Below are 5335 nucleotides of genomic sequence, written 5' to 3' on the forward strand. Positions count from 1 at the left end.
GCGCCGGGCGGCGGACGCCGCGGCCGACACCCCCTGGGACGCACCGGGGACGGAGACGGCCGAGGAGCCCGCGGACGCCGACGGCGCCGCTGTGACCGACGCCGCGTCCTGACCCGCCCGCAGGCCGGGACCTCGGACAACTCGCCCGATAGTCTCGGGGCGTGACCAACGCACGTGTAGCCCTCGCGACCTGCTCCCAGCTGCCTGACCTCGACAAGGACGACGTGCCGCTGATCGCGGCGCTGTCCTCGCGCGGGATCACCGCGGAACCCGCCGTGTGGGACGACCCCGCCGTCGACTGGCAGGCCTACGACCTCGTGCTGGTCCGCTCCACCTGGGACTACTCGCCGCGGCACGACGAGTTCCTCGCGTGGGCGCGCTCGCTGCCCAAGGTGGCCAACTCCGCCGACGTCATCGAGTGGAACACCGACAAGCGGTACCTGCGCGAGCTCGAGGCCGCGGGCATCCCCGTGATCCCCACCATCTGGCTCGACCCGGCCCGGCACCTGTCCAAGCGCGCGGTGCACACCCGCATGCCCGCGTTCGGCGACTTCGTGGTCAAGCCCGTGGTCAGCGCCGGTGCCCAGAACACGGGGCGCTACCAGCCCGTCTCCGCCGAGTCGCGCGGCAAGGCCATCGCGCACGCCACCCGCCTGCTCGACGACGGCCGCTGGGTCATGATCCAGCCCTACGTCACCTCCGTGGACACCACGGGCGAGACCTGCCTCATCTTCGTCGACGGCGAGCACACCCACGCCATCCGCAAGAACGCGCTGCTCACGGGCCCCGCCGAGGACACCGGCGAGCTGTACGCCGAGGAGGAGAACTCGGCGTACGAGGCCACGCCCGAGCAGATCGAGGTGGCCGAGCGGGCGCTCGCCGTGGCGCGCGCCGCGACCGGCGCGGACCTCACCTACGCGCGGGTGGACCTCGTCACCGGCGACGACGGGGTGCCCATGGTCATCGAGCTCGAGCTCACCGAACCGTCGCTGTGGATGAAGTACGGCACCGGCGTCGAGGACAAGCTGGCCGACGCGGTGGTCAAGCTCCTGGGCTGAGCCGGGGGCGGCGTCAGCTGCCGGCGGAGAACGGAAGAGGGCCCCTCACCGGAGTAAGGGGCCCTCTTCTGCATGGGGTGAGCGACGGGACTTGAACCCGCGGCCCTCGCGACCACAACGCGATGCTCTACCAGCTGAGCTACGCCCACCATGCTCGTCGGTCCTGGACCGGCGACCGTCGAAAAGCATACATGGTCAGCGGCCACGATCCGAACTCATACCTACGGAGCGAGCTGCTTCGTGACGGACGTCTCGGCGACGTGCGCGGCGGCGGCCCGTGCGGTCGCCGTGTCGGGGCCCGGCTGCGCGGGGAACAGCACCTCGCGGTAGTAGCGCAGCTCGTCGATGGACTCCAGGATGTCGGCCAGCGCGCGGTGCCCGCCGTCCTTCTTCGGGGAGGCGAAGTAGACCCGCGGGTACCAGCGCCGCGAGAGCTCCTTGATCGAGGAGACGTCGATGATCCGATAGTGCAGGTAGTCCACCAGCTCGGCCATGTGCAGGTCGAGGAAGGACTTGTCGGTGCCGACCGAGTTGCCGGCCAGCGGAGCCTTGCCCGGCTCGGGCACGTACTCGCGGATGTAGGCGAGGATCTGCTCCTGCGCCTCCTCGAGCGTCAGCCCCTGGTCGAGCTCGTCGAGCAGGCCGGACGTCGTGTGCATGGCGCGCACGAAGTCGTTCATCTGCGACAGCGCCTCGGCCGGAGGTTTGACGAGGACATCGACACCGCTGCCCAGGACGTTGAGGTCGGAGTCGGTGACGATCGCGGCGACCTCGATCAGCGCGTCGGCGCGCAGGTCGAGGCCGGTCATCTCGCAGTCGATCCAGACGATGCGCTCGTTGGGGTTGGGAAGGCTCACCGGCCCACCCTATTCCGTCCGGTGCGCGGTTGGTGTACACGGGTGCGGTACGGGGACAGTCCCCTTACCTGTCGGCACTTGGCATCGAGATCGGCCCAGGCCTGGGCCGATCTCGATGCCAAGTGCCGAGTCTGCAGTGCAAACTGCCGCGCGCGTCGGCGGTGGGTGCGCAAAGGCCCCTCCACGGAACGACGGTGGTCGTCCGGGGAAGGGCCAGGATGTGCGCGTCAGGCCAGTGGCCGGCGGGTCAGATCAGGCGGAGCCGCTTCGTGCGCTTGGCGGTGCGACGCTCGGGGCGCTCGCGCAGCGCGCGCTCCTGGGCGCCGGCGACCTCCGCGCGGCGGGCGATCTCCGCGACCTGGGCGCGGCCGATGTAGTAGGCGGTCTGGGCGTGCATGTCCGTGGTGGTCCTTCCAGGGGTGGGGAGGGGGCGACGGTCGCAGCGGGCGTGCTCCGGGCCGGGTCGCGGCGCGGTGCTCCTCAGTGTTTCCGTCGTGTTACATCATCCCTCATTCAGGAAATCCCGCGCAAGGCGGACAGTGGTGATCTGCAGCACCCTTGCGCAGGTCAGCGCCCGCACAAGAACGAAGCAGAGCGTGTGTGGGACACACGCTCTGCTTCGTGGATGTCGGCGGCGCCGGTCGCCGGAGGAGCTCCGGCGGGCGCCGTACGGGTCATGCGGACCGCACGCGCAGGGCGGGTGCCGCCGCGCGGTCGTCGGTCCGGTGTGCGGCGCGGGCCTCGGCCCTGCGTCGCTTCTGCTCCTCGCGGAGCTGGCGGAAACGCCGGTACTGCTCGGCGTCCCGGAGGCGGTCCCGGTGAAGGGTCTGCGCCAGGTCGTACTCGGTATGCACGTGAGTGCCTTTCGTGACGCTGGATTGCCGGTCTCCCGACAGAGGGTCTGGCCTGACCCTGTCCACCGCCCGGCATGGGACCGGACGGACGTCACCGCGGTGTGCCTTGAGCCTCCCAGGAGACGGCGGTGCGGCGCACGGCTTTATTCGGGCGAACTCGCTAAAGATTCCTTGCGCAAGTTCTCTTTAGCGTCCTACGCTCGCCGCATGCCCGAGCAGAAGCAGCCGGAGGTCCAGGGGTTCACGCGGCCGACGCCGCCGGAGGACGCCGTCATCTCGCAGACCGACGCCATCAAGGCGATGACGCATCCGCTGCGCATCCGGCTCCTCGGCCTGTTCCGTCCTGGTGTCGAGCTCACCGCCACCCAGTGCGCCGAGCGCACGGGCGAGTCGGTGGCGAGCTGCTCGTTCCACCTGCGCCAGCTCGAGAAGTACGGGCACGTCGAGCGTGCCGAGGCGCACGGCAAGGAGCGGCCGTGGAGGGCCGTGAGCAGGGGGTTCAGCGTGCGCCCCGACATCGCCGACCCGGAGGCCTGGCCCGCCGCGCAGGCGTTCGGCAGCATGTTCGTGGCCGAGCAGTTCGCGGCCCTGCAGCGATGGCTCGCCGACGCCGGCCGGGACGACCCGGCCTGGGTGTACGCCAGCACCCAGACGGCTCAGGAGTTCTGGGCGACGCGCGACGAGCTGGACGACCTCTCCCGGCGGCTGGAGGAGATCACCGCGCCGTTCCGCGGCCGCGCCGTCGACCCCGGCAAGCGTCCCGACGGCGCGCGCCGCGCGCACCTGTTCGGCGCCGTCTGGGCCGAGATCCCGGAACCGGAGGACGAGGACGCGTGACTACCACCAAGCCCGCCGATCCCGCCCGGCACCTGCGGACCCCGGTCTTTCGCACGCTCGTGGTGGGCTGGACACTCGCCAACGTGGCGGACTCGCTGCTCACGCTGCTCATGGCGGTCTGGGTCGCCGACCTGACCGGCAGCGCCGCGCTGGGCGGTGTGACCTTCGCCCTGCTGGGCCTGCCCGCGCTCGCCTCGCCGTTCCTGGGGCACCTGGCGGACCGGGTCTCGCGCCGGCTCATGCTCGTGGTCGCCTACGTGGTGGGCGCGCTCGGGCTGGTGCCGCTGTTCTGGGTGCACCGCCCGGACCAGGTCTGGGTCATCTTCGCGTCCACGCTGGTCTACTCGGCGGTCGCGTACGTGACGGGCGCCTGCCAGTCGGGCATCCTCAAGGACCTCCTGCCGAACGAGGCCCTGGGGCACGCCAACGGCCGCCTCTCGATGATCGACCAGGTGTTCCGTGTGGCGCTGCCGATCCTCGGCGCCGCGGTATACGCGCTGGTCGGCGTGGTGCCGCTGGTCGCGGTCGCGATCGGCGGGTTCGCGGGGGCGGCCGTCGTGTTCCTGCTCGTCCGGGTCGTCGAGTCCCGGTACGAGGACGAACCGGGCGAGTCCTACCTCGCGGCGATCACGGCCGGGTTCCGGCACCTGTTCGGCACCCAGCCGCTGGGCGGCATGACCTGGAACGCGGTGATCGTCTTCGCCTCGGTCGGCCTGGTGAACGCCGTCGTCTTCGCGGTGCTCGACGGGCTGGGCCTCCCCTCGGCCTGGCTCGGCCCGCTCACCGTGCTGCAGGGCGTGGCCGGGTTCGTGGCCGGGGCGGTCACGCCGCGCCTCATGGCCCGCTTCGGGCGGCCGCGCGTCTACGCGCTCGGGATCCTCGCCGCCGGGCTGGCCCTGGTGCCCCTGATGTTCAGCTGGGTGGTCCCGGCGGTGGCAGCGCAGGCGCTGCTCGGGTTCGGCGTGACGGCCGCGGTCATCGCGTGGGTCACCGAACGCCAGGTCCGCACGCCCGAACGGCTCCAGGGCCGGGTCGCCGCGGCCGGGCACCTGGTGAACAACCTGCCCGGCACCGTGGTGACGGCGCTCGGCGCGGGGCTGCTCGCGTTCGTCGACTACCGCCTGCTCGTGCTGGCCAACGTCGTCGTGGTGGTCGGGGCCGGGCTGGTCGCGCTGCGCCTGCGCCGCACCCCCGACCCGGACGTGTCAGACGCTCAGGTCACCCGGGCGACCTGAGCGTGTGACACGAAGGGTCAGGCCTCGCCCGGCAGAGCCTTGCGGATCACCAGGCGCGTCCACGCGCCGACGAAGACCCGGTCGTTCTCCTCGATCTCCCGGCGCACGCCCTGGCTCAGCGGAGTGTCCGGCAGCGGGTCGCCCGCCGCGGAGACGAAGGTCCCGTTCGACGAGCCCAGGTCCTCCACCCACCAGCGCTGACCGTCCGTCGTCAGCTGGCAGTGCCGCCGGGACACCCCGGGGTCGCTGCCGCAGTCGATGTCCGGCGTGATGCCCCGCGACCTGGACGGCCGCCCGACCAGGAGGCTGCGCTGCCGCAGCGTCACCAGGCCGGGCAGACCCGCGGACGGCATCGGGTCCTCCGGCCGCTCGTGCGCGTACCAGTCGGGATCCACCCAGATCTCGGCCACCCAGGCGGCGTCACCGGGGACCGGCGGCGCGGCGAGCCCGCCACCCTCGGCCGACGGCGCAGGCGACGGCACACCGGCCGACGC

The 5335-nt window shown here is 72.0% G+C and carries 7 protein-coding genes and 1 tRNA gene; 3 read left to right on the forward strand and 5 right to left on the reverse strand.

The features are described 5' to 3' along the window. Window positions 1-161 precede the first annotated feature (161 nt). A complete protein-coding gene (locus PROKR_RS01275) occupies window positions 162-1058 on the forward strand; it encodes an ATP-grasp domain-containing protein (protein WP_036959033.1) in 897 nt (298 codons plus the stop codon). Between the two features lie 73 nt (window positions 1059-1131). Here the strand turns inward: PROKR_RS01275 and PROKR_RS01280 are convergent. The 4 genes from PROKR_RS01280 to PROKR_RS33380 all read right to left on the reverse strand — a co-directional run bounded on the left by PROKR_RS01280 (window position 1132) and on the right by PROKR_RS33380 (window position 2769). Then, a tRNA-His gene (locus tag PROKR_RS01280) sits at window positions 1132-1207 on the reverse strand. A gap of 72 nt (window positions 1208-1279) precedes the next feature. Continuing rightward, a complete protein-coding gene (orn, locus tag PROKR_RS01285) occupies window positions 1280-1915 on the reverse strand; it encodes an oligoribonuclease (protein ID WP_036959034.1) in 636 nt (211 codons plus the stop codon). 247 nt (window positions 1916-2162) lie between these two features. Further along, window positions 2163-2312 carry a hypothetical protein gene (locus PROKR_RS32090; protein WP_020013234.1) on the reverse strand — a complete coding sequence of 50 codons (150 nt, stop codon included), beginning with the start codon at window positions 2310-2312 and terminating at the stop codon, window positions 2163-2165. 277 nt (window positions 2313-2589) lie between these two features. Continuing rightward, window positions 2590-2769, reverse strand: a complete 180-nt coding sequence (locus tag PROKR_RS33380; protein ID WP_036959036.1) for a hypothetical protein — start codon at window positions 2767-2769, stop codon at window positions 2590-2592. Between the two features lie 207 nt (window positions 2770-2976). Here PROKR_RS33380 and PROKR_RS33385 point away from each other — a divergent pair, with 207 nt between their 5' ends. Further along, window positions 2977-3606, forward strand: coding sequence for an ArsR/SmtB family transcription factor (locus tag PROKR_RS33385; protein WP_051432576.1), 630 nt, complete (start codon window positions 2977-2979; stop codon window positions 3604-3606). Beyond that, a complete protein-coding gene (locus PROKR_RS01300) occupies window positions 3603-4841 on the forward strand; it encodes an MFS transporter (RefSeq protein WP_036959038.1) in 1239 nt (412 codons plus the stop codon). Before PROKR_RS33385 ends, PROKR_RS01300 begins: the two co-directional genes overlap by 4 nt. Window positions 4842-4858: 17 nt before the next feature. Here the strand turns inward: PROKR_RS01300 and PROKR_RS01305 are convergent. Continuing rightward, window positions 4859-5335, reverse strand: a 477-nt coding sequence (locus PROKR_RS01305) for an FHA domain-containing protein (protein ID WP_245605659.1), incomplete at its 5' end; no start/stop codon positions are given.

Source organism: Promicromonospora kroppenstedtii DSM 19349 (assembly GCF_000515355.1).
GTDB classification, from domain to species: Bacteria; Actinomycetota; Actinomycetes; order Actinomycetales; family Cellulomonadaceae; genus Promicromonospora; species Promicromonospora kroppenstedtii.